Genomic DNA, 26,382 nt, shown 5'->3' on the forward strand with positions numbered 1-26,382 from the left:
GCCCGCAGCCGCTCCTCGGCGGCGTCCACCCCGGCCCGGGCCTGCCGAGCGGTCTCGCGGCCGGCCCGGACCGCGGTTGCCGCCTCCTCCAGCGCACGCCGCAACCGGGCGTGCTCGGCCAACTCCCGGCGCAGCACGGCCGGCTCGGCCGCGCCGGAGAGCTGCCCGTCCAGCTCGGCCAGCCGGGCCTCCATCTGCTCCTGCCGGGCTCGCGCCTGCACCAGCAGCCGCTCCAGCTCCCGCGCTGCCGTGTCCCGCTCCTGAACGGTTGCCTGCGCGGCCTTGGTCGCGGCCCGCGCGGCCTTGCCCGCCGCCGTCGCGGCGGCCACCGCCGAATCGGCCGGCACCGCCGGCACCTCGGCCACCGGCTGCTCGCACACCGGGCACGCCGCACCGGCATGCAGGTGCACGCGCAGACTCACCGCCAGGTCGGTGGCCTTCGCCTCCTCGTGCGCCCGGAAGGCCGCCTCCAGCTCGGCGTCGGCCCGCTCGGCGACCACCCGTGCGGCGGCCAGCGCCGCCACCGCGGCGGCATGCTCGTCATTCGCCGCGCGCACCGTCGCCCGGACCGTGTCGGCCTCGCCGGACAGCCGATCCCGATCGTCGTACGCCCGCAGTTGCAGTCGCAGCGCGCTCTCGTCACCGGCGGCGGCCAGCTCACCGCGCAGCTTGTCCTCCCGCTCCTCGGCCAGCGACACCGCGGTCGCCGCCGCCTCGGCGTCGGCCCGCGCCGCGGCGACCGCGTGAGCGACAGCGGTCACCCCAGCCGGCGCGCGCACCCCGGTCAGCACGGTCAGATCGTCGTCCAGCGCGGTCAGCGCCGCCGCGGCCTCCCGTGCGGTGACCCGGGCCGCCGCCAGCTCCGGCACCGCCTCGGCCACCGCGGCCGCCAGCTCGGCCATCCGCTCCACCCGGGCGTCGGCCTCGGCCAACGCCTCGTCGTCCACGCCGGTCAACCCGGCGAGCACCTGGTCGACCGCCTCCAGCCGGGCCTCGGCCTGCGCGGCGCGCGCCGTCGCCTTCTTCTGCACGTCCTCATAGACGCCGAGGCCCAGCAGGTTGACCAGGATCTGTTGCCGCGTCGCCGGCTTGGCGTGCAGGAAGTCGGCGAACTGCCCCTGTGGCAGCACCACACAGCTGGTGAACTGCTCGTACGGTAGCCCGACCGCCTCCAGCACCGCCTGCTCCATCTCGGCGGGGGTGCCGGCCACCACCTCGCCGAGGTCGTCCGGGCTCAGACCGGTGTCCAGTTTGGTCACGTCGAAGCCGGCCGGCATCAGCTGCAACCCGGCGTTCGCGGTCTTCACGTTGCCCCGGCCGTCCCGGCGGACAACCCGGGTCGCCACGTACCGGGCGCCGCCGGACTCGAAGACCAACCGCACCCGCGCCTCGGTCGCCGACGGCGCGAGCGCGTTCGCCAACCCTCGGGCACCACCCCAGCGGGGCACCATGCCGTAAAGGGCGAAGCAAATCGCGTCCAGCACTGTCGACTTGCCCGAACCGGTCGGGCCGATCAGCGCGAAGAAGTCGGCGTCGGTGAAGTCGACTGTGGTCTCGTCCCGGAAGACCGTGAACCCGGCCATGTCCAACCGCATCGGACGCATCAGTGCTCGACCTCCTCGAAAAGCTCGTCGAAGAGCTCCCGGACACCCTCGTCGGCGTGACCCCGGCTGTCCAGGTAGTCGGCGAACAACTCCCGGGGCGAACGCCCCGACCGCTGGGCGATGCGCGCGCCGCTGCCGGGCGCGGCCAACAGCTCCGGGTCGATCCGGATCTCCAGGGCCCGGGGGAGCAGCTCCTGAACCTCCTCGCGCAGGCCGGCCCGGGGTTGCTCCCGCACGTAGACCCGCAGCCACGCGTCCGGTGCCTCGATCTCGGCGAGCTGGGCCAGGGTGCCCCGCACCGTGCGCAGCGCGCTCGCCGCCGTCACCGGCACCTCCCGCACCCGGGCGGCGGTGCTGGCCGTCACCTCGACCATCGTCACCGAGGGGATGTTCTCCTGCTCACCGAAGTCCACAGCGAGTGGACTGCCGCTGTACCGCACCGGGCAGGGGCCCGCGACCCGCTGCGCCCGGTGCAGGTGACCCAGCGCCACGTAGTGCGCGGTGGCCGGGAAGACGGTGGCCGGAACGGCGTAGCCCAACACGGTGTGCGCGTCGCGCTCGCCACCACCGGTGGCCGCGCCGGTCACCGTCAGATGCGCGGTGACCAGGTGCACCCGGTCCGGTTCGGTGAAACCCTCGGTCAGTCGCCCCAGCACCCGGCCCAGGTGGTCGGCGTACGTCTGGTTGGTCTCCGCGGCGGTCAGCTCGTACATCTCCAACGCGCGCACCGCGTACCGCTGGGACAGGAACGGCAACGCGGCCAGCCGCCACCGCTCGCCACCGGCGGTGGTGCCGTCGATGACGTGCTCGTCCGGATTTTCCCGCACCCCGCCGCGCAGCGTGATGCCGGCGGCATCGGCCCACGGGCGCAGCGCGTCCAGCGCCGGGCCGTTGTCGTGGTTGCCGCCGATCGCCACCACGTCCGCGCCGGTCCGCCGCAGCGCCGTCAACGCCCTGGTGACCAGGCGGGTCGCCTCCGAGCTGGGCGCGGCGGTGTCGTAGAGGTCACCGGCGACGATCACCAGATCCGGCTGCTCGGCACGGGCGATCTCGATCACCCCCGCCAGCACGGCCTTGTGCTCGTCGGCCCGGGACTGCCCCTTGAGCACCTTTCCCACGTGCCAGTCGGAGGTGTGCAGGATCTTCATGGCTGTGCCGGCCCCTAGCTAGAACGGGATGTCGTCGTCGGTGCCGCCGCCGGAGCCCACCACGGCGAACGGGTCGGCGGACTGGGTGATCGAGCGCAGCGTCTCCGATGGTGCCCGGCCCGCCTCGGAGACCCGGGTGGCCCAGGCCGGGAACGGGAACTCCAGGCAGAGCGGCACCGGGATGTCCGGCTGGTTGACGAACATCGTGCCCGGCTTGGCCAGCAACGCCCGCTGGCGCTGCGCGGGCGGCAGGAAACCGTACTCCGGGCGGGACGCCTCGGCCGGGTCGAGCCGGCCGACCACCCGGATCGCCGAGTTGGTGACGATCCGCCGCTCCACCTCGCTCGCCGTCTGCTGCGCGCCGATCAGGATCACCCCGAGCGAACGGCCCCGCTCGGCGATGTCGAGCAGGACCTCCTTGATGGGCGAGGAGCCCTCCCGGGGGGCGTACTTGTTGAGCTCGTCGAGGACGACGAAGAGCAGCGGCTTGGCGGTGCCGGACTTCTCCTTGCGCTCGAACTCGCTCTTGAGCGTCACACCGACCACGAACCGCTGCGCGCGGTCGGGAAGGTTGTGCAGGTCGACCACGGTGACCTGCGCCGACTCGCTCGTGTTGATCGAGTGGGGGCGACGGGTGGCGAGGTCGCCACGGATCAGCCGGGCCAGGTCCTTCTTACTGCCGATCAACCGCCGGGCGAACGCGTTGACGGTGCCCAACCCCACCGCGCTGCCCGCCCAGTCGGAGCGGGTCTCGTCGTCGTTGAGCTGATCGACGATGTGGTCGACCAGGTCGCCGTAGGAGCCGAGCCGGACCCCGTCGATGCTCACCCCGCCGTCGGCGGGCTGGGCGTAGCGGGCCAGGTGCGCGGCCACCGAGTGGACCACCATCGTGTACTGCTGGCGCTCGTCGTCGGCGTCGGCGAAGACGTACGGCAGCAGACGGTCGGTGCAGAACTCGCTCAGCGTCCAGTAGAACGCATCCACCCCGGTGAGCCGGCTGCTCACATCCGGCGTGCCGGCCGAGTCGCCGACCCGGGGTGGGGCGTACACCCGCACGTCGGGGAAGGCGCCGGCGCTCAACCCGAGCTTCGCGTACGCCGCGCGGGTGGGATCGTCGAGGCGGGTGTTGGGGTGGTCCAGGAAGAGCAGGTCCTCACCCTTGACGTTGAAGATCAGCGCCTTGGCGTTGACCGCGTCGCCGCCCAGCACCCCGGAGCGGAAGACCGAGTAGAGCAGGAAGGTGGCGAAGCTGGTCTTGGTGGCCACCCCGGAGATGCCGGAGATGGAGACGTGCGCACCCCGACTGCCGTCGAGGAAGTCGGCGTTGAGGTAGACCGGGACCCCGTCCCGACCCATCCCCATCGGGATGCGCCGCTCCATCCGGTCGAAGTGCAGCGCGCGGGCCCGGGCGTCGCCCTCGGCCCGGAACACCACCGCGCCCGGGGTCGGCGGCACGTACAGCTCGGGATCGACCCGGGTGGTGGTGACCTCGGCCGCCTCCTGCACCTGCGCGGGCAGCGTGCCGTCGGCGATGGCGAACACGTCGGAGTCGAACTGGGCGCCCTCGTGCCGAGCGCGGACCTGGGTCACCACCCCGGCGATCGTCACCGGCTCCCGGTCCGGCAGCTCCCGTCGCGTGACCACCACGTCGTCGAGCTGGAGGTAACTGCCGGGCGCCACGGCCGTCCAGAACTGCAACGGGGTAGCGTCGGCGGTGCCCAGCACCCGCCCGACCGCCTCGCCAGGGCTGTCGAGGTCGGCGTCGGTCATCGGGCGACTCGGGTCGGTCGGGCATCACGGTCGGCGCGCATGCCCTGCATCCTGCCCGAGGAGTACGACAGGTCGCCACGCGACGCGTCGGACGACACCATGCGCCGTCACACTCATGACGCTGGGTGCTCGACCGAGCGCATGAGGTGGGCGGGAGTCGTGTAGGCGTGTCACCGCGCGAGGTCCGGACTCAACCCCCGAGGCGCCGGTCGCGTTACCTAGGCATGGAGCACGTATGAGTGACGACTTCGGCGCTTTCGTCGCGACGAGCGGCCCGCGACTGCTCCGCTTCGCCGTACTGATCACCGGGCAGCGGGCGGACGCCGAGGACCTGCTGCAGGAGGTGCTGGAGCAGGCGTATCCGCGCTGGCACGTGGTCCGGCAACGGCAACCGGAGGCCTATCTGCGTCGTGCCATGACGAACCGGTTGGTCAGCCGGTGGCGCTCGCCGTGGAACCGACGTCGGGTCGCCGGCCTCCCGGACGCGGTGCCGCAGCAGGATGAGACGACCCGGGTCGACGACCGGGAGCTGCTGCTGGCGGCACTGCGGGAGCTTCCACCGCGGATGCGGGCGGTGGTGGTGGTCCGGTACTGGCTCGGCTTCTCGGAGGCGGAGGCTGCTGCCGAACTGGAATGTTCTGTGGGCTCGGTGAAGAGCCAGGCTTCCCGTGGCCTGCACCGCCTGCGGGCCCGACTGGAGGCGGCCGGTGTTCCCCCACTCGACCTCGACCTCGCGGAGGAGAACCATGCGTGACAACGAGGTGGCCGCCCTGCTCGACCACGCCGTCGCGACCGTGGAGCTGCCACCCGGTCTCGCCCAACGGGTCGTCACGAGAAGTCGGGCGCGTCGCCGTCGGCGTCTGCTGCTGTCAGGTGGCACGGTGGCCGTGGTGGTCGCCGCCGGGGCACTGCTGCTCCCGCAACTGGGGCCGGCCGGTCGCGGCGGCGGTAGCGAGGGTGGGGGCACCGGGCCGATCGCCGCTGCCGAGGTTCCGGCCGGGATCGTCGGTCCCGACGGTCGACCGGTGACGCAGGCGCAGGTCGTGGCGGTCGGCCGGGTCGGTACGGAGACGCTGGTGCTGATCCGGCGTGAACCACGAGCCGAGGAGCGGGCCGCCGGGGGACAGGCGGTCGAGGTCCTGACCGCCCCGGACGTGGGCGAACCGCGCCGGTTGCTCGACCACCTCTCGTACGACCTGGCCTGCGTCGACGGTGACGTGGTCTGCGCGGCTGTCCGATCCGCCGGCAGTGGGCTGGGCGTTGCCGTGGCCCGTCGCTCCGGGGGCCGGCTCTACGTCCTGGCCCAGGCTCCTCAGGGGCGTACCGTCGAGGTCGTCGCCAACGGCGTGCCGCATCCGCTCGGCGCGGCGCCGCGGGGCGCGGTGGTCGAGGTGGTCGCCGCCGAGCCGTACGAAGAGGTGCAGGTCTGGGCGAGTACCGAGGACGGCCGGCGATACCAGATCCCGTGGGCCCCCGGGGCGGTGCTCATCGACTGAGGTCTCACGGACGGGCGTGGCGGAGCAGGAGGACGCCGTCCTCGGCGGCGAGCACGTGGCGCAGTGGCAGGTGCCGGGGTGGTGCCGCGTCGCCGGCGGTGATCCGGCCGGGGCCGGGCCCGGCCAGCAGCGGCGAGACGGTGAGGCACAGCTCGTCCACCAGGTCGGCGGCGGTGAGTGCGCCGAACAGGTGTGGGCCGCCCTCGCAGAGCAGTTGGGTGAGCCCGCGGCGGTGCAGTTCGGCGAGACCGGCCGCCAGGTCGACCCGCTCGGCGCCGCAGCGCAGCACGTCGGCGACGTCGGTCAGCCCGGGCGGCGGATCGGCGTCGGCGTGGGTGAGCACCACCGGGCGGGTCGGCGCGTCGGCGAAGGCGGCCTGCGCCGGATCCAGGTCGAGCGAACCGGAGACGACCACCAGCGTCGGGTACTCGGCCAGCCCGTTGGCACGGCGCCAGGCACGGCGGCGCTCGTTGAGCCGGACCGCCCGGTACCCCTCGTGGCGAAGTGTGCCGGCGGCCACGACCAGTGCGTCGCAGACCATCCGCAGCAGGCCGAACACCCGCTTGTCCGGCTCGCCGGAGAGCCCGGCGGAGTAGCCGTCCACGGTGACCGCGCCGTCCAGGCTGGCCACGAAGTTCATCCGCAGTCGGGGCTTGTCGGCGCGGCCGTAGAGGGCGGTCAGCGCGGCGTCGTCGAGCGGCTGCGTCGACGGCTCGGGCCAGAGCCGTCGGATCGGAATTCCGACGGTCATTCGCCGGCCGGACCGGTGACCGGAGGGGTGGGTTCGGCGGTACGGTGCTGGCAGTCGCACCAGTTCCGGCCCGGGCAGTCGTCGTGTCGCCGGGCCCGGCACGCTCGGCAGATCATGCTCGCAGCCTAAGCCGCGGGAGGACAGGACAGCATGTCGCGTCAGATCTTCCAGCTGAAGATGTCCCTCACCGGGACCCGCCCACCGGTGTGGCGCCGGGTGCTCGTGCCGGCCGGTTACACGCTGGACCGGCTGCACCGGGTGGTGCAGCACGCGATGGGTTGGCGGGACTGCCACCTGCACTCGTTCGAGATCGACGCGGTGCAGTACGGCGAGCCGGACCCGGACGGGGAGTTGGCGTTGCACGACGAGCTGGACGTGCGGCTCGACGCGGTGCTCGGCAAGGGCAGCCGGTTCTCCTACACGTACGACTTCGGCGACTGGTGGGAGCACGACCTGGTCGTGGAGGACGCGTTGACCGCCGACCCCGACGAGCGGTATCCGGTCTGCCTGGCCGGCGAACGGGCCTGCCCGCCGGAGGGTGTCGGCGGGCCGTTGGGCTACCAGGCGCTCCTGGAAGCCCTGGAAGCCCTGGACGACCAGAGCGCCACGGCCGACCCCGTCAGTTCCCGCCACGCGATGCTGCGCGACTGGGCGGGTTCGACCTTCGACCCGTCCCGGTTCGACCCCACCCGCGCAACCACCCTCCTCCGCTACTTCTGCTGACCCGCCCGCCCCTCGGGCCCCTCGCCTTGTTGATCAAGAAGTTTGCGTCAGCAGGGCTCCGTTTCCTGAGCGAAACCTCTTGATCACCGGGGTGGGGCGGGGGGTGTGGTTGGGGTTGGTGCGGTGTGAGTGGTCAGCGGTAACGATCTGGGAACGCTCCCAACGTCCTATTGACACTCCCGTTACCCGCCGGCAATCTCATGGGAGCGCTCCCGGAGGTGGTGTGTGTCACTCACGGACCCCGGCCCGGCGCGATGGGCACCCCCCACCACACACATCAGCCTCACCACCGGAAAGAGGGGTCAGCGAATGAGTGTCACCACGCGGCGTACCCGCCTGGCGGCCGCTGCCCTGGCCGCGATCACCGCGGTCAGCGGTCTCGCAGCCTGCGGCAACGACGACGACAAGCCAGCGGCCGGCGAGAAGCCCGCCAAGCTGGTCGTCGACACCTTCGGCGAGATGGGCTACGACGAGCTCGTCAAGCAGTACGAGAAGGACACCGGCATCAAGGTCGAGCTGCGCAAGACCGCACAGCTCGGCGAGTACCGGCCGAAGCTGGTCCGCTACCTGGCCACCGGCAAGGGCGCGGCGGACGTCACCGCCCTGGAAGAGGGCATCCTCAACGAGTTCAAGCCCAACGCGCGCAACTGGGCCGACCTCAGCCCGCTGGTCGCCGACCACTCGAAGGAATACCTGCCCTGGAAGTGGGAGCTGGGCAAGGCGCCGGACGGTCGGCTGATCGGTCTGCCGACCGACGTCGGCAGCCTCGCCGTCTGCTACCGCAAGGACCTGTTCCAGGCGGCCGGTCTGCCCGCCGAGCGCGACCAGGTGTCGGCGCTCTGGCCGGACTGGAAGGGCTTCCACGACGCCGGTCTGAAGTACAAGCAGGGCAGCGGCGGCAAGGCGTTCATCGACTCGATCACCGCCGTCTCCAACGGTGTGCTCTTCCAGGGCAACGGTGACCTGTTCTACGACAAGGAAGACAACATCATCGCGGACACCAGCCCCGCGGTGAAGAACGCCTGGGACACCGCCACCTCGATGGCGGACATCTCCGCCAAGGCGTCCACCTGGTCGCCGGAGTGGTCGGGTGGCTTCAAGCAGGGCACCTTCGCGGCCACCTTCTGCCCGTCCTGGATGCTCGGCATCGTGTCGGACAACTCCGGTCCGGCCAACAAGGGCAAGTGGGACGTCGCGTCCGTGCCGGGCGGCGGCGGTAACTGGGGCGGCTCGTGGCTCGCGGTTCCGGCGCAGAGCAAGTACCCGAAGGAGGCGGCGAAGCTCGCCGAGTACCTGACCAACGCCAAGAGCCAGGTGGAGGCCTTCAAGCTCAAGGGCCCGCTGCCCACCAACCTGGAGGCGCTGAAGAACGAGGCCTTCCTCGGCTACACCAACGAGTACTTCAGCAACGCGCCGACCGGCAAGATCTTCGGGGAGAGCGTCGCCAAGATCCAGCCGATCCACCTGGGTCCGAAGCACCAGGCGGTGAAGGAGAACGCGCTCGAGCCGGCCCTGCGGGCGTTCGAGAACGGGCAGGCCGACAAGGCCAAGGCCTGGGAGCAGTTCACGAAGGACGCAAAGACTCAGGGTGCCTTCTGAGTGATTCCCTGCCGGTGGCGTTCGGGGTTTCCCGGACGCCACCGGCCGGTCCCCTCCGCGTAGCGCCCTGCGCGAGGGCCCCCGGGCCTCGCCGGAAAAGGAAATTCGCATGAGCCTGTCGGCCACGACGGCACGGCCGTCGCCAGCAGCACCGCCTTCTCCCGACGTCGATCGCCGACGTCGACGGGGAAGGTTATTCAACCGCCTCGATGTCAAGTACTCGCCGTACCTCTACATCGCCCCGTTCTTCCTGATCTTCGGCGTATTCGGGCTGTACCCGATGCTGCGTACCGCCTGGATGTCGCTGCACGACTGGGACATGATCGGCGAGCACACGTTCATCGGCTTCGACAACTACACCCGGCTGGTGTCCGACGAGTACTTCTGGAACGCGCTGGTCAACACGTTCGGCATCTTCGCCCTGTCGACCATCCCGCAGTTGTTGCTCGCCCTCTTCCTGGCGAACCTGCTGAACCGGAGCCTCCTGCGCGCCAAGACCTTCTTCCGGATGGCCATCTTCATGCCGAACGTGGTGTCGGTGGCCGCGGTCGCGATCGTCTTCGGGATGTTGTTCCAGCGCGAGTTCGGCCTGTTCAACTGGCTGCTCAGCTTCGTCGGTGTCGACCCGGTCGACTGGGACGGGCACCGGTGGAGTTCCTGGACGGCCATCTCCTCCATGGTCAACTGGCGGTGGACCGGGTACAACACCCTGATCCTGCTCGCCGGCATGCAGGCGATCCCGAAGGACCTCTACGAGGCCGCGGAGATCGACGGTGCCAGTCCGTGGCGACAGTTCTGGCAGATCACCCTGCCCATGCTCAAGCCCACCTTCATCTTCGTGGTCATCCTGTCCACGATCGGCGGCATGCAGCTCTTCACCGAGCCCCTGCTCTTCGGCAACGGCAACATCATCGGCGGCAACCAGCGGGAGTTCCAGACGCTGGCCATGTACATGTACGAGATGGGCATCGTGAACCTGAACACCGCCGGCTACGGAGCCGCGGTCGCCTGGGCGATCTTCATGATCATCATCGTGGTGTCGCTGTTCAACTTCCTACTCGTCCGCCGCTCGGCGAAGTGAGGAGAGATCGATGATCTCGGCTTCCCAGCGCCTGTGGCGCACCAGCCCGCTGACCTACCTGGCGCTCGTCCTGGCGGCACTGCTGTCGATCTACCCGTTCTACTACATGCTGGTGATCGGCAGTCGCAGCCTGGACAACATCAACGACGTGCCGCCGCCGCTGACCCCCGGTGGCGCGTTCGGTGACAACTTCGGGCGGGTGCTCGACAACGACGCCGCCAACTTCCTCACCGGCATGATGAACTCGATCATCGTCTCCTCGGTGGTCACCCTGTCGGTGGTGCTCACCGGTTCGCTGGCCGGGTTCGCCTTCGCCAAGCTGAAGTTCCGCGGCAGCAACGCCCTCCTGCTGGCGATCATCGTCACCATGATGATCCCGACCCAGATGGGGCTCATCCCGCTCTGGGGCATGATGCAGGACCTGGGGTGGTACGACACCCTCTACGCGGTCACCGTGCCGTTCCTGGTCACCGCCTTCGGCGTGTTCATGATGCGGCAGTACGCCAGCCAGGCGATCTCCGACGAGCTGATCGAGGCCGGCCGCGTCGACGGCGCGAGCACGTTCCGGATCTACTGGAGCATCGTGCTGCCCGCGCTGCGTCCCGCCGCCGGTGTCCTCGGTCTGCTGACCTTCATGGAGACCTGGAACTCGTTCCTGTGGCCGTACGCCATCCTCACCCCGGAGAACCCGACCCTGCAGGTCTCGCTCTCCTTCCTCTCGTACGCCTACTACACCGACTACTCCCAGGTGTTCGCCGCCACGGCGATCGGCACCATCCCCCTGGTAATCGTCTTTCTCGTGTTCGGCCGCCAGATCATCGGCGGGATCATGGAAGGTGCCGTCAAGTCGTGAGCAACCCCGCCAGCCCACCCGCCGTCGATGTCCTCGACGAGCGCCCCGGGCTGACCTTTCCACCCGGATTCCTCTGGGGGGCCGCGACGGCGGCGTACCAGATCGAGGGAGCGGCGGCCGTGGACGGCCGTGCCCCGTCGATCTGGGACACCTTCAGCCACACCGAGGGTCGGGTCGTCGCCGGACACACCGGGGACGTGGCGTGCGACCACTACCACCGCCTCGGCGACGACGTCGCGCTGATGGCCGAGCTGGGCCTGAAGTCGTACCGTTTCTCGGTCTCCTGGTCCCGGGTGCAGCCCACCGGCGCCGGCGCGGCCAACCCGGGCGGCCTGGACTTCTACCGGCGGCTGGTGGACGAGCTGCTGGCCAACGGCATCGAGCCGTGGCTCACCCTCTACCACTGGGACCTGCCGCAGCCGTTGGAAGACGCCGGCGGCTGGCCGGCCCGGGACACCGCGGCCCGCTTCGCCGACTACACCACCCTGGTGGCCGACGCGCTCGGTGACCGGGTGCGCTACTGGACCACGCTGAACGAGCCGTGGTGCTCCGCGTTCCTCGGCTACGGCTCCGGCGTGCACGCCCCCGGCCGCACCAACGGAGCGGACGCGGTGCGAGCCGGACACCACCTGATGCTCGGTCACGGCCTGGCCGTGCAGGCACTGCGGGCCGCCCGGCCGGCCGCCGAGGTGGGCGTGACAGTCAACCTCTACCCGGTCGACCCGGCCAGTGACAGTCCCGCCGACCGGGACGCCGCCCGGCGGATCGACGGGTTGGCCAACCGGTTCTTCCTCGACCCGCTGCTGCGCGGGTCGTACCCGGAGGACCTGGTGGCCGACCTCAGCACGGTGACCGACTTCGAGCACGTGCGCGACGGCGACCTGGCGACCATCTCCACGCCGCTGGACCTGGTCGGGGTCAACTACTACAGCCGGCACGTGGTCGCCGCGCCGGTCGAGGGCGTGGAGGCCGACCCGGCCCCCTCGTGCTGGCCGGGCAGCGAGGACGTCCGGTTCGTCACCCGTGGCGTTCCGGTCACCGACATGGGCTGGGAGATCGACGCCCCGGGTCTGACCGAGACGCTGCGCCGGGTGAACGGCTACACCGATCTGCCCCTGTACGTCACCGAAAACGGCTCGGCGTTCGTCGACTCGGTGGTCGACGGGCAGGTCGACGACGTCGATCGGCTGGCCTACTTCGATGCCCACCTGCGCGCCGCCCACGAGGCGATCGACGCCGGAGTGCCTCTGCGGGGATACTTTGCCTGGTCGTTGATGGATAATTTCGAGTGGGCCTGGGGTTACACCAAGCGGTTCGGCATGATCCACGTCGACTATGACAGCCAGGTCCGCACCCCCAAGTCCAGCGCCAAGTGGTACGCCTCGGTGATCCGGCGCAACGGTCTGGCCGCACAATAGGCTCGGGCCAGCCATCAGGACGGCCCCGGCGTCCACCTCCCGCAGGTGGCGCCGGGTCCGCCCGCCGTCGGAGGAGCAGACGATGACAACGCAGCGCACCCGGTCGCTCGGGCGCCCGACCCTCGACGCGGTCGCGGCGCGTGCCGGCGTCGGTCGGGGCACGGTCTCCCGCGTGGTCAACGGCTCGCCCCAGGTCAGCCCGGAGGCCCGGGCCGCGGTCCAACAGGCCATCGCAGAGCTGGGGTACGTGCCGAACCGGGCCGCCCGTGCGCTCGTCACCCAGCGGACCGACTCCGTCGCGCTTGTGGTGTCCGAATCCGGCGAGCGGGTCTTCACCGAGCCGTTCTTCGCCAGCATCGTGCGGGGGATCAGCTCCGGGTTGCTGGAGACGCCGATGCAGCTCTGGCTGGCCATGGCACAGTCGCCGGTGGAGCGGGAACGGGTCGAGCACCACCTCACCAACCAGCACGTCGACGGCGTACTGCTGCTGTCGTTGCACGACTCCGACCCGCTGCCGACGCTGCTGGAGGAACGTGGCCTGCCCGCCGTGCTCGGCGGTCGGCCCGCCCGCATGCTGCAACCCGGCGCCCAACCGGCCTGGTTTGTCGACGTGGACAACGTTGGCGGGGCCCGGCAGGCCGTGGAGTACCTGGCGAGGCAGGGGCGGCGACGCGTCGCCACCATCGCCGGTCCGCAGGACATGGGTGCCGGCCTGGCCCGGTTGGCCGGCTACACCGACGCGGTAAAGGCCACCGGCGCCAGCGTCAACCCCGACCTGATCGCGTACGGCGACTTCAGCGAAGGCAGCGGCGCGGCGGGAATGCGCCGGCTGCTGGAGGTCTGCCCGGACCTGGACGCGGTCTTCGTCGCGTCCGACCTGATGGCGTTCGGCGCACTGCGTACCCTGCGCGAGGCCGGCCGGCGCGTTCCGCAGGACGTCGCGGTGATCGGCTTCGACGATGCGACCATCGCCCGACAGGCCGAACCGCCGTTGACCACTGTCTTCCAGCCGGTGGAGGAGATGGGCCGGCAGATGGCCCGCCTGCTGGTGGCCCGGATCCGTGGCGAGGAGCTACCCGCCTCCCACATCCTCCTGGACACCCAACTGGTCCACCGAGCCTCCGCCTAACCCACCCGTCCCCCCCACCCCCCAGGAACCCACACGCCGCGCCCCCGCACGGCGCGTCGATCATGGACTTGGCCTGGACATTTCTGGCATCCCGACTCGCCAACCTCATGATCAAGAAGGCCGGCGGGGCAAGATCGTGCTCGATCCTGGATTGAGTGGCCTCCCGGCGACCGCACACCACTACATCCAGGATCGAGCACGATCTTGGGGTGTAGTGGCGTGCGGGACCTGCGGGGCGCGGGCATGCGGGGCGGCGCCGGCGTGCGCGGTGGGCGGGTGGGCGGTGGGCCCGGGTTAGGGGGCCCAGCGGCGGAGTTCGCGCTTGGCCAGGGAGTTGCGGTGCACCTCGTCGGGACCGTCGGCGAGGCGCAGGGTGCGGGTTTGCGCCCAGAGGGCGGCCAGTGGTGTGTCCTGGCTGACACCGGCGCCGCCGTAGGCCTGGATGGCCTTGTCGATCACCCACTCCGCCATCGCCGGCGTGCCGATCTTGATGGCCTGGATCTCGGTGTGCGCGCCCTTGTTGCCGACGGTGTCCATCAGCCAGGCCGTCTTGAGCACCAGCAGCCGGGCCTGCTCGATGCGGACCCGGGACTCGGCGATCCACTCCCGGACCACGCCCTGCTCGGCCAGCGGTCGGCCGAACGCGATCCGTTCGTTCGCGCGGCGGCAGAGCAGCTCCAATGCCCGCTCAGCCATTCCGATTAATCGCATGCAGTGGTGGATCCGGCCGGGCCCCAGCCGGGCCTGGGCGATGGCGAAGCCGGTGCCCTCGGCGCCGATCAGGTTCTCCGCGGGCACCCGGACGTCGGTGAAGTCGATCTCGGCGTGCCCGCCGTGGGAACCGTCGGTGTAACCGAAGACGGTCATGCCCCGGCGCACTGTCACCCCGGGGGTGTCCCGGGGGACCAGCACCATGCTCTGCTGGCGGTGGCGGTCGGCGGTGGGGTCGGTCTTGCCCATCACGATGAAGATCTCGCAGCGCGGGTCCATCGCGCCGGACGACCACCACTTGCGCCCGTTGATCACGTACTCGTCGCCGTCGCGGGTGATCCGGGTGGCGATGTTGGTGGCGTCGGAGGATGCCACGTCCGGCTCGGTCATGCAGAACGCCGAGCGGATCTCACCCTCCAGCAGCGGCGTCAGCCAGCGCTTCTGCTGCGCTTCCGAGCCGAACTCGGCCAGCAGTTCCATGTTGCCGGTGTCCGGTGCCGCGCAGTTGACCGCCTCCGGCGCGAGGTGCGGGCTGCGTCCGGTCAGCTCGGCCAGGGGGGCGTACTGGAGGTTGGTCAGGCCGGCGCCGTAGCGCGGGTCGGGCAGGAAGAGGTTCCACAGGCCGCGCTTGCGGGCCTCCGCCTTCAGTTCGCCCAACACCGGGGTACGCGACCACGGGTCCCCGGCGGCCACCTGCTCGGCGTGCACGGCCTCGGCCGGGTAGACGTGCTCCGTCAGGAACCGGGTCAGCTCGTCGCGCAGCTCCTCGGTCCGGCTGTCGTATGAGAAGTCCATCAGCGCTCCCTGGCAGCGGTCAGCCCGTGCGCGACCAGCGGTGCCACCATCTCGCCGATCCGGTCGAAGCCCTCGCCGAGCGTCTGCCCGAGCGTGTGGCGGTAGTGGATGCCCTCGCAGATCACCGCGAGCTTGAAACAGCCCAGCGCCACGTGCCAGTGCAGCGGCCCGACGTCGACATCGCTGCGTCCGGCGTACCTGTCGATCAGCTCGCTGCCGGTGGGAAAGCCGGCGCGCGGGCCGAGCCCGTCGGCGACGGGGTTGCCCGCGGCGGTGTCGCTGCCGCCGAGCACGTCCCAGTACGTCAGCAGCAGCCCCAGGTCGGCGAGGGGGTCGCCGAGGGTGGCCATCTCCCAGTCGAGCACCGCGTGCACGGCGACCGGATCGGCCGAGGCGAGGAGGTTGTCCAGCCGGAAGTCGCCGTGCACGATCCGGCCGGCGTTCGCACCCTCCGGGGCGGTCGCCGCGAGCAGGTCACGCAACTCGTCGATGCCGGGCAGCGGCCGGCTGCGGGAGCGGTCGAGCTGCCCGGCCCAGCGGCGGACCTGCCGGGCGAGGTAGCCCTCGGGGCGGCCGAAGTCAGCCAACCCGACGCTGGACGGCTCGACGCTGTGCAGCGCGGCGAGCGTGTCCATCATGGCCATGGCGAGGGCACGGCGGCGCTCGTCGCCCAGCGGGTCGGTCTGCGCGCGGGTGCGGAACACCTCGCCGGGCATCCGCTCCATGAGGTAGAACGGCGCCCCGATCACCTCCGGGTCGGTGCAGAGCAGCAGCGCGCCCGGGACCGGCACATCGGTCGGTGCCAGCGCCGAGATGACCCGGAACTCGCGCGCCATGTCGTGCGCGGTCGCCAGCACGTGGCCCAGCGGGGGGCGGCGCAGCACCACCTCGCGGTCGCCGAGACGCAGCAGGTAGGTGAGGTTGGACTTGCCGCCCGCGATCAGCGTGGCACGCAGCGGCCCGACGGCCAGCTCGGGTCGGTGCGTTGCCAGATAGTCGGCGAGGCGGTCCAGGGCCAGCCCTGCCGGGGAGACGGGAACGGCCTCCGGCCGGGACGCGTCGACGGCCGGATCGCTCATCCGACTAGTTGATGGCAGCCCGCTCACGTTGTCAAGGTCAGAGTTTCCGCTCGGGACATGCCCCTGCAACAGGGACGAAATGGTCAACTACCAGGCTGGGGTCAGCCTGCCGGCCGCTCTCTCGCCGGCCCGCCGAGCGGAGGGACAGACATGTTGCTGCGAGTTCGGGTCACCCTGCCGGACCGTCCGGGCACCCTCGGTCAGGTCGCCCGCACCTTGGGCGTCTCCGGGGCGGACATCGTCCAGGTGGTGGTCCTCGAACGGCTCGGCGGGCGCGCGGTGGACGACTTCACTGTCGTCTGGCCGGGCGCGGCGCGGGTGGAACGACTGCTGGCCGGCCTCGCGGCGATACCGGGGGTGCGGGTGGACGGTGTGTGGCGGGCGATCGGCGCGCCCACCACCACCGGGCAGGACGCGGAGCTGTTGGCCCAGGTCGCGGCCAACCCGGCCGACGGGTTGGCCACCCTGGTCGACGCGGTGCCGGGGCTGCTGGCCGCCGACTGGGCCGTGGCCGCCGTGGTGCCGGTCGACTGGGCCTCGCGGAGCGGGGGCGGCGGGGCGACAGTGGGGTACGCGAGCTGGCGTGCTCCCGTACCCCCGCGGTTGCCGGAGGTGACCCCGCTGCGCGGTCGGTCGATGACCACGCCCGACGGCACCCACCACGCGATCGCGCCGTTCGGCCGGGCGGGCCTGGTGCTGGTGGTGGCCCGTGAGCGCAGCGAGACCCTCTCCGCCGCGGCGTTCCACAGCACCGAGGTGGATCGGCTCACCCAGCTCGTCCGCGCCTGCGCGGTGATCCTCGGTGACCGACTCGACCTGGTGGGCGCGCCCCCGGTCAGCGCCAATCCCTGAGGCGCCACCCGTCGACCGGGCGGTCCGCAGGGCTCGGACTTGTTGATCTAGTCTCTTCGGGATGGACATCTCCACTGATGGATATCGCGCGGAGACCCCCGAGGGCGGCGGTCGCGTCCCCTCCGGTGCGCCGCGGGCCTACGAGGCGGATGCCAAGCTGCCGCCCCCGCCGGTGCCCGGACGGCGGCCGGGGATCCAGATGGCACCCACCTACGCGGACTTCGGCACCGAGCCGCCCCGTCTCGGCAACGTCGAGATCACCGGCGTGCACCGGTCCTCGGCGGCGGACGACCACCTGGCGATCAACGCCGGCGGGTCGGTCGAGTTCGAGTTCGACGTGCCCGACCCGGCCGTGGTGCGGGAGGCGTGCGTCACCCTGGTGGCGCTCGTGTCGATGCTGGCCGGAGGCCCCGGGTACGCCCCGCTCACCGTTCACCTCAACGGCCGGCCGCTGGCCGATGAGCTCCGCATCCCGAACGGTGGTGGGCTTCCGCAACGGCTGGTCTTCGCGGTCCCGGCCGAGGAGTTGGTGCCCGGCCGGAACACGATGCGGATCGCGAGCGGTGTCGACGCCCGCAGCATGCTGTGGCTCTACCGAGTCACGGTCGACCCGATGAACGCGCACGACCAGGCGGGCCTGGCCCTCGTCCGGCAGGCGGTCGCCAAGCCGGTGCTGCGGTACGCGAGCGACGCCGGCGAGGTCACCATCTTCGTCGATCGGGGCGAGCAGTCCGTCCTCGACCAGGTGGCGTGGGCCGACACGTCCGGCACCGAGTACGCGATCACGTTCGAGAAGCGACAGCGGGCCTTATACGGCTGGCGGCGGCAGCCGGGTGGAGAGCCGACGGAGTTCCGCGGCCGGCTGACCGAGCGCGGCACCGTCGCCAAGGAGGCGTGGCGCTTCGACACTGAGGAGGGCTGGGCCGGTGGCTGGCACCGCTCGGGTGACCTGCTCCTCGCGGTGGAGGTGCGCGGCTGCCCGGTCACCAGGTTGGCCTGGCGGGACCTGCGCGGCAACAACGGCACGATCGCCTTCGGCGGCGGTGGATTCCTGGGCACCTACCAGCGGGTCGGGGAGGGCCCCATCGGCTACCGCGGCCGTTTCGTGTAGCGGCGGATCCGGTGACCCGCCGCGCGGGGTCGACTTCCTGAGCGCAACCCGTCACCGCCGGGCAATCGGGCGGCAACAGCGGGGGACGAGGCTGGCACCCGGGGAAGGGAGCCAACCATGACGTTGTGGCGGATCCGGGCGACGGTGGACGACCGGCCGGGTTACCTGTCGGTGCTCACGGCCAGCCTCGCGCTGCGCGGGGTCAACATCCTCACCGTGCAGGTGCAGCCCACCGAGCAGGGCGCGGTGGACGACTTCCTGGTCGACGCGCCGGACGCGCTCGACGAGGCCGAGCTGATCGCCGCCGTCGAGCGTGGTCGGGGCCGGGACTGCTGGGTGGCGCGCAGCGAGGCGCGTGGTCTGGCCGACCAGCCCACCCGGGTGCTCGGGCTGGCCAACCGGCTGGTGCGTGACCCGGACGCGACGGGTGAGGCGTTGCGGACCCTGCTTGCTGCCGACGTCGTCAGCTGGCGACCAGCGTCGGTCGGCGGCGAACGGGGGATCACCGGGGCCGACATGCTGTTGGCCGACCCGGCGGGCGGTTCGTTCGTGCTGCGCCGGGTCGCGCCCGACTTCACCCCGGCGGAGTACGCGCGGGCGCAGGCCCTGGTCGAGCTGGCCGCCACCGTGGCGCGCCGGGCTGCCGAACAGGTCACAGTGGTGCTGCCCGACGGCGCGGAGGTGGCCGTCCGGCCGGCCAGCGCCCAAGATCTGTCCGGCGTGGTGGAGCTGCACGAGGCGTGCTCACCGCGTAGCCGGCAGCGGCGTTACCTGGGCGGGGCGGCGCTGCCGCAGCCGGCCCGCCTGCGTCGACTGCTGGAGCCGAGCCGAGGGCTGACGTTGATCGCCAGCACCACCGGCTCCGACGGCACGGCCGAGTCGGTGGTCGCCATGGCGAACCTGCTCGGCGAGGGCGACGAGGCCGAGGTGGCGCTGCTGGTGCAGGACGACTGGCAGCGGCGTGGGCTCGGCTCGGCGTTGCTGCGCCGGGTGGTCCAGCACGCCGACCGGTCCGGGTACGCGGCGCTGGTGCTGCACGTGCAGGCCACCAACGACCCGATGCTGCGTACGCTGCACCGGCTGGGCCGGCCCGCTGCTGTCGAGCGCGACGGCGGGCTGCTCACCCTCACCGTCCCGCTCGCCGTCGCCGCCAGGGCGGACCGGAAGGGCGCGTTCGCCTAGGGCCTGCTCAGGGTCGGGACGGCTCGCGGCGGCCCGAGACGCAGAACCGGTTGCCCTCCGGGTCGGCGAGCACCACGTACGGCGGCTCGGTCGGGTGTGGATCGGTGGGATAGTGCCGCCAGTTGACGATCCGCGCGCCGAGGGCGAGCAGTCGGTCGAGTTCCTCGTCGAGGGGTCGGTCGCCGGCGTCCAGGTCCAGGTGGAGTCGGGGGAACTCCCGCACGGGGCTCTCGCTGAGGTCCATCGCGAGGGCCACTCCCGACACCCCCGGCGGCGGCTCCAGCACGATCCACTCGTCGCCGGTGAATCGGGGCTCGCGGCGACGGTAGCCGAGGGCCGCGGCCCAGAACGTTGCGGCCCGCTCGGCGTCGGACACGCCCAGGGAGAGCTGCGCGATCAATGCCATCTCCCGACGGTACGTGCCGACGAGGGCCCCTTGTGCCCGGCGAGCGTCCACAAGGGGGCCTCTCCGGTTCCGGTGCTCAGGTGGTGGGGTAGCTGTTGTAGTCGGGGAAGTTGCCGTAGAGCCGGCTGTCTCCGCCGACGGTGACGGCCTGCACCAGCAGGTCGCCGCCGACGAACGCCCCCTTCCAGGAGGCGCCCCGGCCGCCGAACGGTTCGTCCCGGTCACCGCGTGAGCGCGGTTTGTTGATGCCCACCTTGAACGCCTGCAGGTCCACGGCGAGCTTGCCGGCCTCGTCGGTGTCGTCGCAGGCCAGCGAGGCCACCAGCGCGCCGTTGGAGGCGTTCATCGCGGCCAGCAGCTCGTCGGTGGTGTCCACCACGACGATAGTGTCGACCGGCCCGAAGGGCTCGGCGTGCATCAGCCGGGACCGTCCGGGCGGGGCGAGCAGCACCGACGGCGCCACGTACGCCGAGGTGTCCTGCCCGGGTAGGAACGGCGCGCCGGTGAGCTTGCCCCGGTGCAGTGGGATCGCGCCGCCGCGGACCGCCTCGTCGACAGTGCGGCGTAGCTCGTCGGCCTTGGCGGCGCTGATCAGCGGCCCGAAGTCCAGCTCGGGCAGCGGGTCACCGGCGGCCCAGTCGTCGCCGACGGCGAGCGGGTGACCGAAGCGGACCGAGCGGACGACCGGCAGGTACATGTCGAGGAACTCGTCGACCAGATCGCGCTGCACAACGAACCGGGGGTACGCGGTGCAGCGCTGCTTGCCGTACTCGAAGCCCTTCCTGAGGTGCGTGGCGAGCAGGTCCCACTGGGAGAAGTTCCAGATGCCCCAGGCGTTGAGACCCTCCTGCTCGATGAAGTGCCGCTTGTCGCTGTCGAGCAGCGCGGCGGCCACCTTGCCGCCGTTGGACCGGCCGCCGACGAACGCCACCGCGCCGATCTCGGGTGCCCGGACCAGCACCTCGGACAGCTCCCCGCCGCTGCCGGAGACGAGCGTGGCGGGCAGCCCGGCCCGGCGCATCAGCGCGTGCGCGACGGTCAGGCACACCGCGCCGCCCTGGGACGGGGTCTTGGCGATAACCGCGTTACCGGCCAGGAGCTGCACCAGTTCGGCGTGCACCAGCACGCTCATCGGGTAGTTCCACGACGCGATGTTGCTGACCGGGCCGGGCAGCGGTTCGCGGCCGTCGGCGAGCATCCGGTCGATCTCGCCCGCGTACCAGCGGACGCCGTCGAGGGCCCGGTCCACGTCGGCGCAGGCCAGCCGCCACGGCTTGCCGATCTCCCACACCAGCAGCAGGGCGAGCAGGTCGCGGTGGGCGGTGAGCGAGTCCACGGCCCCGGCGACCCGGGCCTTGCGGTCGGCCAGCGGGGTCTGGGCCCAGGCCCGGTGCGCGTCGGCGGCGTGGGCGACCGCGGCGCGCGCGGTGGTCGCATCGACCCGGGGCAGGTTGATGAGGACTGTGTTGTCCACCGGGGTGCGGACCGGGGTGGGCTGGCCGACCGCCCGCCATTCGCCCTCGACCAGGTTGTGCAGTGTGGTGACGCCGTCGACCTCGGCGCCGAACGCCTCCGGGGTGACGGCCACCGCGCGGGCCAGGATGTCGGTCCAGGCGGTGTCGTCGGCGAGTCGTAGTGCCATCGCTTCTCCTCAGGGTTGACCAGGGAGCGGCGGCGTCGACGGCACCGCTGGTGAGCGGTACTGTCTCGCGCTTGGTAGTGGGTCAGCAACAGTACGTTTATCTGGCTGGCCGCCGGCCGACCGAAGCCGCTTGATGGTCAACTCCGAGAGGGGTGTCGTGGCCAGCGAGGATGGCAATCAACCAATTGATGACAATGAATAGTGTGAGGTTGTTGACTGGGTTACCCGTGAGTACGGAACGCGGCGCGCGGGGCATGCGAAACGCCGACGACCGGCAGCCGAAGCGATGTCCGGAGCCGGTCGTGGGCGTTCCTGCGTCAGCTGGTGAAGGTGATCCGGTCGCGCCGGCGACGCATCATCAGCAGGGTGCCGCCGCCGATCAGGGCGACACCGCCGAGTGCCATGCTGGTGACGGCCGCGCCGGTGAGCGGGAGGCTGGCACCGTTGTCGCCGCCGCCCGCGCCGCTTTCCGGGGTCGAGGTTGATCCGCCGGGTGCTGCCGACTCCGACGGCGAGACCGAGCCCGTCGGCGCCGGCGTGGTCGGCGTCGGCAGGCCGGTGGTCGGCGCCGGCGAGCCGGTGGTCGGCGTCGGCGTCGGGGACTCCGTGGTCGGCGTGGTCGGCGTCGGGGTCGGCGACTCGGTGGTGCCGGTGCCGGCGCACGTGTGGCTGAGGTTGAACTTGTCGCCCTCGCCGCTGACCAGGGCGCTGCCGCCGGTCAACGTCCATCCCGTCGGGGTGAAGAGGTAGGCGTGCTTCACCTGCTTGTCGCCGCCGCCGTTGGCGGACAGGAAGTCGGTGTACGGATCCGCGGGGTCCGGCACGGTCACCGTAACCGGGACGCCCGCATTGTCCTTGAAGGTCAGGGTCAGGCTCTGGAAGTCACCGGCTCCCTTGGTGGGCAGCACGAAGTGCCAGCCGTCCTGATTGGTGGGGCGCGTGCCGAACTTGGGGTCCTGGCACTCCTGCTGGAAGGTCCCGGCCGTCGCGCCGGCGTGGGCGGGGTTGAGGGGGACGATGCTCGATGCCCAGGCCGGGGAGGCGATGGCGAGAACGGCCGTGGCGGCGGCCGTGCAGACGGCCGCGCGCGTCAGGCGCCGACGCAGTGGCATGAGAATTCCTCCGGAATGGTCGAGGGGGCCGCCCATGGTCCCACGGGTGGGGTCTGCCCACGGCATCGGCCAACCGGCCTGAGCTGGGACGACGTCTCGGGCGGAAGTGCCTGCCGGGTCGACCTTCCGTGCTGCCGTGCGCGTGTCGTCGTAACACCCACGAGAGCGGTGGCGCTGGCGGCGCAGCGCGGGCTTCCCAATCGACGACGTGCACATTACATTGTCGGTTATCCATGGGAGCGCTTCCATGACCCGTGGTCACACCGCCACCCCGCTGTCGCCGGTGGCCGTGCCGCCCGTACGCCGTCCCGCGTCGGTGCGACCGCCGGCGGCGCCTCCGACAGGAGTCCGCCATGCGCCACCTGACCCGGCCGTTCAGCGGCCAGCCCGGCCGGTCGCCGGCCGCCGACCAGCCCTGGCCGCGGCGGCTGCTGGCCCTCGGCGTCGCGCTGCTCACCGGCGCGTCCCTCGCGGTGACCGCGCCACCGTCCGGGCCCGCCTCCGCCGCGCCGGCGGCGACCTACAACTACGCCGAGGCGTTGCAGAAGTCGCTGCTCTTCTACGAGGCGCAGCAGTCCGGTCGGCTGCCCGACTGGAACCGGGTCTCCTGGCGCGGAGACAGCGCGCTCACCGACGGCGCGAGCGCGGGGGTGGACCTCACCGGCGGCTGGTACGACGCCGGCGACCACGTCAAGTTCGGTTTCCCGATGGCGTTCAGCGCCACCATGCTCGCCTGGGGAGCTGTCGAGTACCGCAGCGGCTACACCTCCTCCGGGCAACTGCCGCACCTGCTCAACAACCTGCGCTTCGTCAACGACTACTTCATCAAGGCGCACCCGTCGGCCAACGTCCTCTACGGACAGGTCGGCAAGGGCGACGACGACCACAAGTGGTGGGGCCCGGCCGAGGTGATGCCGATGGCGCGGCCCGCGTACAAGATCGATGCCAGCTGTGGCGGCGCGGACCTGGCGGGGGAGACGGCGGCCGCGATGGCCGCCTCCTCGATGGTGTTCCGGCCCACCGACGCCGCCTACGCGGACAAGCTGCTGGGCCACGCCCGGCAGCTCTACACCTTCGCCGACACGGTGCGGAAGGCGTACCACGAGTGCATCACCGACGCCACGAGCTTCTACCGCTCGTGGAGCGGCTGGCAGGACGAGCTGGTCTGGGCCGCGATCTGGCTGCACCGGGCCACCGGCGAGGCCAGCTACCTGACCAAGGCCGAGAGTGAGTACGACAAGCTCGGCACCGAGAACCAGTCCACCACCCGCTCCTACAAGTGGACCATCGCCTGGGACAACAAGCAGTTCGGCGCGTACGTGCTGCTGGCCAACCTGACCGGCAAGCAGAAGTACGTCGACGACGCCAACCGGTGGCTGGACTACTGGACCGTCGGGGTGAACGGGCAGCGGGTGCCGTACTCGCCGGGCGGGATGGCAGTGCTCGACTCCTGGGGCGCGCTGCGCTACGCCGCGAACACCTCCTTCGCCGCGCTGGTCTACAGCGACAAGACCACCGACACCACCCGCAAGGCCCGCTACCACGACTTCGCCGTCCGGCAGATCAACTACGCGCTCGGCGACAACCCCCGTAACTCCAGCTACGTCATCGGGTTCGGTGCCAACGCGCCGAAGAACCCGCACCACCGCACCGCACACGGCTCCTGGTGGGACAGCCAGACCGTGCCTGTCGAGACCCGGCACACCCTCTACGGCGCGCTGGTCGGCGGCCCGTCCTCGGCCAACGACGCGTACAGCGACAGCCGCTCGGACTACGTGATGAACGAGGTGGCCACCGACTACAACGCCGGCTTCACGTCCGCGCTGGTCCGGCTGACCTCCGAGTACGGCGGCACGCCGCTGGCGAACTTCCCGGTCGCCGAGACGCCGGACATCGACGAGTTGACAGTGGAGACCACCGTGACGCAGGCCGAACCTCGGGCCACCGGTCTCAAGGTGATGGTCTACAACAAGTCCGCGTTCCCGGCCCGCGCGCTGACCGACGGCCGGTTCCGCTACTACTTCCGGCCCGACGGCACCGGCCCCGTGCAGGTCACCGCCGGCTACACCCAGGGCTGCCCGTCCCCGACCACCGCCAAGCAGTTCAGCGGCGACATCTGGTACGTCGAGGTGGACTGCGCCGGGCACACCATCGCCCCGGCGGGTCAGTCGCAGCACCGGATGGAGGTCCAGTTCAAGATCGGCGTGCCGGAGGGCGGCACCTGGGACCCGACAAACGACCCGTCGTACCAGGCCACCGCAGGGCCCAACCGGAAGGTGCCGCTCTACTCCGGCGCGACCCGCGTCTGGGGTGAGGAGCCGGGCCCGGTGGTACCGGACACCACCAAACCGACCGTCCCGGGTACTCCCGTGGCGTCCAACCTCGGCCCCCGCACGGTCACCCTGACCTGGGCGCCGTCCACCGACAGCGGCGGCAGCGGCCTCGCCGGGTACGACGTCCGCGAGTTCATGGTCGGTAACGACGTGGTGGCGACCCGACGGGTCACCGAGAACTCGATCACCATCACCACGCTGCTGCCGGAGCGGACGTTCGAGTACACCATCGTGGCGCGCGACGGCGCGGGCAACGAGTCGGCCGCCTCGCCGAAGCTCAGCGTGACCACGCCACCGGCCGGCACCGCCGACACCACAGCGCCGAGCACCCCCGGCACGCCGGTCGCCTCGGCCGTCACCCCCACCGGGCTCACACTGGCCTGGACCCCGTCGACCGACAACGTGGGCGTCACCGGTTACCGGGTCTACCGCGAGGCCGGCGCCACCGACGTGCTGGTCGGCTCGCCGACCGGCACCACCCAGGCGGTGTCCGGGTTGACCGCCTCGACGGCGTACCAGTTCTACGTGGTGGCCGTGGACGCCGCGGGCAACACCTCCGCGGCGTCCACGCCGGTCGCGGTGACCACCGCGGCCCCGCCGGTCGGCGGCACCTGCACTGTGGGGTACGCCACCACCGACTGGGGCGGCGGCTTCACCGCCAACGTGTCGATCACCAACACCGGCACCACCGCGATCAACGGCTGGACCCTGCGGTTCAGCTTCCCCGGCGGGCAGAGCGTCAGTCAGGGCTGGTCGGCGGCGATCAGCCAGAGCGGCGCGGCGGTCACCGCCACGAACCTGTCCTACAACGGCACGATCGCGGCGGGCGCGTCGGTGAGCTTCGGCTTCAACGGCACGTACAGCGGCGCCAACCCGAAACCGACCGCCATCACCGTCAACAACACCCCCTGCACCATCGCCTGACCGGCACCGCGACGAGATCTTGGACAGTTACCGTTCCGCGCGAACGGTAACTGTCCAAGATCTGCGGCGCCCGGCCCTCCCGGGCGGACCCGGGTGGGATAGATCAGCGGGATTCCGGGCAAGCCACGGTGGTGCGAGAGTTGCTGACCGTCGGACACGGCGCGGCCGATCGGGGCCGGCTGGGAGAGTTGCTGACCGGGGCCGGGATCGCCCAGGTGGTGGACGTGCGGCGATACCCGGCCAGCCGCACCAACCCGGACGTCCGCCGCGAGGAACTCGAACAGTGGCTGCCCGAGTGCGGCATCGACTACCGCTGGGAGCCGCGGCTCGGTGGACGACGACACGTCCCGGCCGGGGAGCCGGAGCCGGACACCTGGTGGACGGTCGCGGCGTTCCGGGCGTACGCCGCCCACACGCGGACGGCCGAGTTCGACGACGCGCTCGCCGAGGTGCTCGCCGAGGCGGATCGTCGGACCACCGCGATCATGTGCAGCGAGAGCGTGTGGTGGCGCTGCCACCGGCGATTGATCGCCGACGTCGCGACGCTGGGCAACGGAGTCCCCGTGGCGCATCTGATGCCGGACGGCCGCCTCAGCCCGCACCCGCCGGCCGAGGGCGCCCGCCGACTGCCCGACGGCCACCTGCTGTGGGACGACGCCTGAG

At 71.4% G+C, this 26,382-nt stretch carries 22 protein-coding genes; 13 read left to right on the forward strand and 9 right to left on the reverse strand.

What is annotated here, in order from left to right:
- The 3 genes from GUI43_RS18865 to GUI43_RS18875 all read right to left on the reverse strand — a co-directional run.
- Window positions 1-1,604, reverse strand: a 1,604-nt coding sequence (locus GUI43_RS18865) for an AAA family ATPase (RefSeq protein ID WP_146765928.1), incomplete at its 3' end; no start/stop codon positions are given.
- Window positions 1,604-2,752 (reverse strand): exonuclease SbcCD subunit D, encoded by a 1,149-nt coding sequence (locus tag GUI43_RS18870; RefSeq protein ID WP_112584988.1) that lies wholly within the window; start codon window positions 2,750-2,752, stop codon window positions 1,604-1,606. The genes GUI43_RS18865 and GUI43_RS18870, both read right to left, overlap by 1 nt.
- An 18-nt stretch (window positions 2,753-2,770) precedes the next feature.
- A complete protein-coding gene (locus GUI43_RS18875) occupies window positions 2,771-4,522 on the reverse strand; it encodes an ATP-binding protein (RefSeq protein ID WP_112584990.1) in 1,752 nt (583 codons plus the stop codon).
- Window positions 4,523-4,757: 235 nt separating this feature from the next.
- Here GUI43_RS18875 and GUI43_RS34295 point away from each other — a divergent pair, with 235 nt between their 5' ends.
- A complete protein-coding gene (locus GUI43_RS34295; RefSeq protein ID WP_211326726.1) occupies window positions 4,758-5,276 on the forward strand; it encodes a SigE family RNA polymerase sigma factor in 519 nt (172 codons plus the stop codon).
- The gene (locus tag GUI43_RS18890; RefSeq protein WP_112699410.1) at window positions 5,269-6,018 is read left to right on the forward strand and encodes a hypothetical protein; all 750 of its coding nucleotides are present in this window, start codon (window positions 5,269-5,271) and stop codon (window positions 6,016-6,018) included. Before GUI43_RS34295 ends, GUI43_RS18890 begins: the two co-directional genes overlap by 8 nt.
- A 4-nt stretch (window positions 6,019-6,022) precedes the next feature.
- On the opposite strand, the gene GUI43_RS18895 is transcribed toward GUI43_RS18890, so the two are convergent.
- On the reverse strand, window positions 6,023-6,769 hold the full coding sequence (locus GUI43_RS18895; protein ID WP_112584997.1) for a pyrimidine reductase family protein: 747 nt from the start codon (window positions 6,767-6,769) through the stop codon (window positions 6,023-6,025).
- Between the two features lie 150 nt (window positions 6,770-6,919).
- On the opposite strand from GUI43_RS18895, the gene GUI43_RS18900 reads away from it, so the two are divergent.
- The 6 genes from GUI43_RS18900 (at window position 6,920) to GUI43_RS18925 (ending at window position 13,572) form a co-directional block, all read left to right on the forward strand.
- Window positions 6,920-7,492, forward strand: a complete 573-nt coding sequence (locus GUI43_RS18900; RefSeq protein ID WP_112699411.1) for a plasmid pRiA4b ORF-3 family protein — start codon at window positions 6,920-6,922, stop codon at window positions 7,490-7,492.
- 309 nt (window positions 7,493-7,801) lie between these two features.
- A complete protein-coding gene (locus tag GUI43_RS18905; RefSeq protein ID WP_112585001.1) occupies window positions 7,802-9,091 on the forward strand; it encodes an ABC transporter substrate-binding protein in 1,290 nt (429 codons plus the stop codon).
- 109 nt (window positions 9,092-9,200) lie between these two features.
- Window positions 9,201-10,172: a carbohydrate ABC transporter permease gene (locus tag GUI43_RS18910; protein WP_112585003.1), complete on the forward strand. Its 972-nt coding sequence runs from the start codon at window positions 9,201-9,203 to the stop codon at window positions 10,170-10,172.
- A gap of 10 nt (window positions 10,173-10,182) precedes the next feature.
- On the forward strand, window positions 10,183-11,025 hold the full coding sequence (locus GUI43_RS18915; RefSeq protein WP_091400707.1) for a carbohydrate ABC transporter permease: 843 nt from the start codon (window positions 10,183-10,185) through the stop codon (window positions 11,023-11,025).
- Window positions 11,022-12,443, forward strand: coding sequence for a GH1 family beta-glucosidase (locus tag GUI43_RS18920; RefSeq protein ID WP_112585005.1), 1,422 nt, complete (start codon window positions 11,022-11,024; stop codon window positions 12,441-12,443). Before GUI43_RS18915 ends, GUI43_RS18920 begins: the two co-directional genes overlap by 4 nt.
- Before the next feature lie 82 nt (window positions 12,444-12,525).
- Complete coding sequence (locus tag GUI43_RS18925; RefSeq protein ID WP_091400709.1) at window positions 12,526-13,572, forward strand: LacI family DNA-binding transcriptional regulator; 1,047 nt, start codon at window positions 12,526-12,528, stop codon at window positions 13,570-13,572.
- 294 nt (window positions 13,573-13,866) lie between these two features.
- Here the strand turns inward: GUI43_RS18925 and GUI43_RS18930 are convergent, their stop codons facing one another.
- Together GUI43_RS18930 and GUI43_RS18935 are read right to left on the reverse strand one after the other, a co-directional pair.
- The gene (locus GUI43_RS18930) at window positions 13,867-15,078 is read right to left on the reverse strand and encodes an acyl-CoA dehydrogenase family protein (RefSeq protein ID WP_112699412.1); all 1,212 of its coding nucleotides are present in this window, start codon (window positions 15,076-15,078) and stop codon (window positions 13,867-13,869) included.
- On the reverse strand, window positions 15,078-16,157 hold the full coding sequence (locus GUI43_RS18935) for a phosphotransferase family protein (RefSeq protein WP_112699413.1): 1,080 nt from the start codon (window positions 16,155-16,157) through the stop codon (window positions 15,078-15,080). Before GUI43_RS18935 ends, GUI43_RS18930 begins: the two co-directional genes overlap by 1 nt.
- A gap of 150 nt (window positions 16,158-16,307) precedes the next feature.
- On the opposite strand from GUI43_RS18935, the gene GUI43_RS18940 reads away from it, so the two are divergent.
- From GUI43_RS18940 to GUI43_RS18950, 3 genes are all read left to right on the forward strand, one after another.
- Entirely contained in the window at window positions 16,308-17,009 is a 702-nt protein-coding gene (locus GUI43_RS18940) for an ACT domain-containing protein (protein WP_112699414.1), read from the forward strand.
- A 61-nt stretch (window positions 17,010-17,070) separates the two neighbouring features.
- Complete coding sequence (locus GUI43_RS18945) at window positions 17,071-18,120, forward strand: hypothetical protein (RefSeq protein WP_112699415.1); 1,050 nt, start codon at window positions 17,071-17,073, stop codon at window positions 18,118-18,120.
- Window positions 18,121-18,237: 117 nt separating this feature from the next.
- Window positions 18,238-19,302 (forward strand): GNAT family N-acetyltransferase, encoded by a 1,065-nt coding sequence (locus GUI43_RS18950; protein WP_112699416.1) that lies wholly within the window; start codon window positions 18,238-18,240, stop codon window positions 19,300-19,302.
- A 7-nt stretch (window positions 19,303-19,309) separates the two neighbouring features.
- Here the strand turns inward: GUI43_RS18950 and GUI43_RS18955 are convergent, their stop codons facing one another.
- The 3 genes from GUI43_RS18955 to GUI43_RS18965 form a co-directional block, all read right to left on the reverse strand.
- Window positions 19,310-19,708, reverse strand: coding sequence for a VOC family protein (locus GUI43_RS18955; RefSeq protein ID WP_112699417.1), 399 nt, complete (start codon window positions 19,706-19,708; stop codon window positions 19,310-19,312).
- Window positions 19,709-19,784: 76 nt separating this feature from the next.
- Complete coding sequence (locus tag GUI43_RS18960) at window positions 19,785-21,350, reverse strand: aldehyde dehydrogenase family protein (RefSeq protein WP_112699418.1); 1,566 nt, start codon at window positions 21,348-21,350, stop codon at window positions 19,785-19,787.
- Window positions 21,351-21,667: 317 nt separating this feature from the next.
- Window positions 21,668-22,462 carry an LPXTG cell wall anchor domain-containing protein gene (locus tag GUI43_RS18965; protein WP_112603821.1) on the reverse strand — a complete coding sequence of 265 codons (795 nt, stop codon included), beginning with the start codon at window positions 22,460-22,462 and terminating at the stop codon, window positions 21,668-21,670.
- Window positions 22,463-22,815: 353 nt separating this feature from the next.
- Here GUI43_RS18965 and GUI43_RS18970 point away from each other — a divergent pair, with 353 nt between their 5' ends.
- Both GUI43_RS18970 and GUI43_RS18975 read left to right on the forward strand, forming a co-directional pair.
- Window positions 22,816-25,719 carry a glycoside hydrolase family 9 protein gene (locus GUI43_RS18970; RefSeq protein ID WP_249037788.1) on the forward strand — a complete coding sequence of 968 codons (2,904 nt, stop codon included), beginning with the start codon at window positions 22,816-22,818 and terminating at the stop codon, window positions 25,717-25,719.
- A 131-nt stretch (window positions 25,720-25,850) separates the two neighbouring features.
- On the forward strand, window positions 25,851-26,381 hold the full coding sequence (locus GUI43_RS18975; RefSeq protein WP_211326727.1) for a DUF488 domain-containing protein: 531 nt from the start codon (window positions 25,851-25,853) through the stop codon (window positions 26,379-26,381).
- Window position 26,382: the final 1 nt, after the last annotated feature.

The sequence above is a fragment of the Micromonospora noduli genome (assembly GCF_003264365.1).
GTDB classification, from domain to species: Bacteria; Actinomycetota; Actinomycetes; order Mycobacteriales; family Micromonosporaceae; genus Micromonospora; species Micromonospora noduli.

Coding starts and splice junctions, on each gene's coding strand:
- GUI43_RS18870 (WP_112584988.1), bottom strand. CDS start 2,752: ATGAAGATCCTGCACACCTCCGACTGGCACGTGGGAAAGGTGCTCAAG.
- GUI43_RS18875 (WP_112584990.1), bottom strand. CDS start 4,522: ATGACCGACGCCGACCTCGACAGCCCTGGCGAGGCGGTCGGGCGGGTG.
- GUI43_RS34295 (WP_211326726.1), top strand. CDS start 4,758: ATGAGTGACGACTTCGGCGCTTTCGTCGCGACGAGCGGCCCGCGACTG.
- GUI43_RS18890 (WP_112699410.1), top strand. CDS start 5,269: ATGCGTGACAACGAGGTGGCCGCCCTGCTCGACCACGCCGTCGCGACC.
- GUI43_RS18895 (WP_112584997.1), bottom strand. CDS start 6,769: ATGACCGTCGGAATTCCGATCCGACGGCTCTGGCCCGAGCCGTCGACG.
- GUI43_RS18900 (WP_112699411.1), top strand. CDS start 6,920: ATGTCGCGTCAGATCTTCCAGCTGAAGATGTCCCTCACCGGGACCCGC.
- GUI43_RS18905 (WP_112585001.1), top strand. CDS start 7,802: ATGAGTGTCACCACGCGGCGTACCCGCCTGGCGGCCGCTGCCCTGGCC.
- GUI43_RS18910 (WP_112585003.1), top strand. CDS start 9,201: ATGAGCCTGTCGGCCACGACGGCACGGCCGTCGCCAGCAGCACCGCCT.
- GUI43_RS18915 (WP_091400707.1), top strand. CDS start 10,183: ATGATCTCGGCTTCCCAGCGCCTGTGGCGCACCAGCCCGCTGACCTAC.
- GUI43_RS18925 (WP_091400709.1), top strand. CDS start 12,526: ATGACAACGCAGCGCACCCGGTCGCTCGGGCGCCCGACCCTCGACGCG.
- GUI43_RS18930 (WP_112699412.1), bottom strand. CDS start 15,078: ATGGACTTCTCATACGACAGCCGGACCGAGGAGCTGCGCGACGAGCTG.
- GUI43_RS18935 (WP_112699413.1), bottom strand. CDS start 16,157: ATGAGCGATCCGGCCGTCGACGCGTCCCGGCCGGAGGCCGTTCCCGTC.
- GUI43_RS18940 (WP_112699414.1), top strand. CDS start 16,308: ATGTTGCTGCGAGTTCGGGTCACCCTGCCGGACCGTCCGGGCACCCTC.
- GUI43_RS18945 (WP_112699415.1), top strand. CDS start 17,071: ATGGACATCTCCACTGATGGATATCGCGCGGAGACCCCCGAGGGCGGC.
- GUI43_RS18950 (WP_112699416.1), top strand. CDS start 18,238: ATGACGTTGTGGCGGATCCGGGCGACGGTGGACGACCGGCCGGGTTAC.
- GUI43_RS18955 (WP_112699417.1), bottom strand. CDS start 19,708: ATGGCATTGATCGCGCAGCTCTCCCTGGGCGTGTCCGACGCCGAGCGG.
- GUI43_RS18960 (WP_112699418.1), bottom strand. CDS start 21,350: ATGGCACTACGACTCGCCGACGACACCGCCTGGACCGACATCCTGGCC.
- GUI43_RS18965 (WP_112603821.1), bottom strand. CDS start 22,462: ATGCCACTGCGTCGGCGCCTGACGCGCGCGGCCGTCTGCACGGCCGCC.
- GUI43_RS18970 (WP_249037788.1), top strand. CDS start 22,816: ATGCGCCACCTGACCCGGCCGTTCAGCGGCCAGCCCGGCCGGTCGCCG.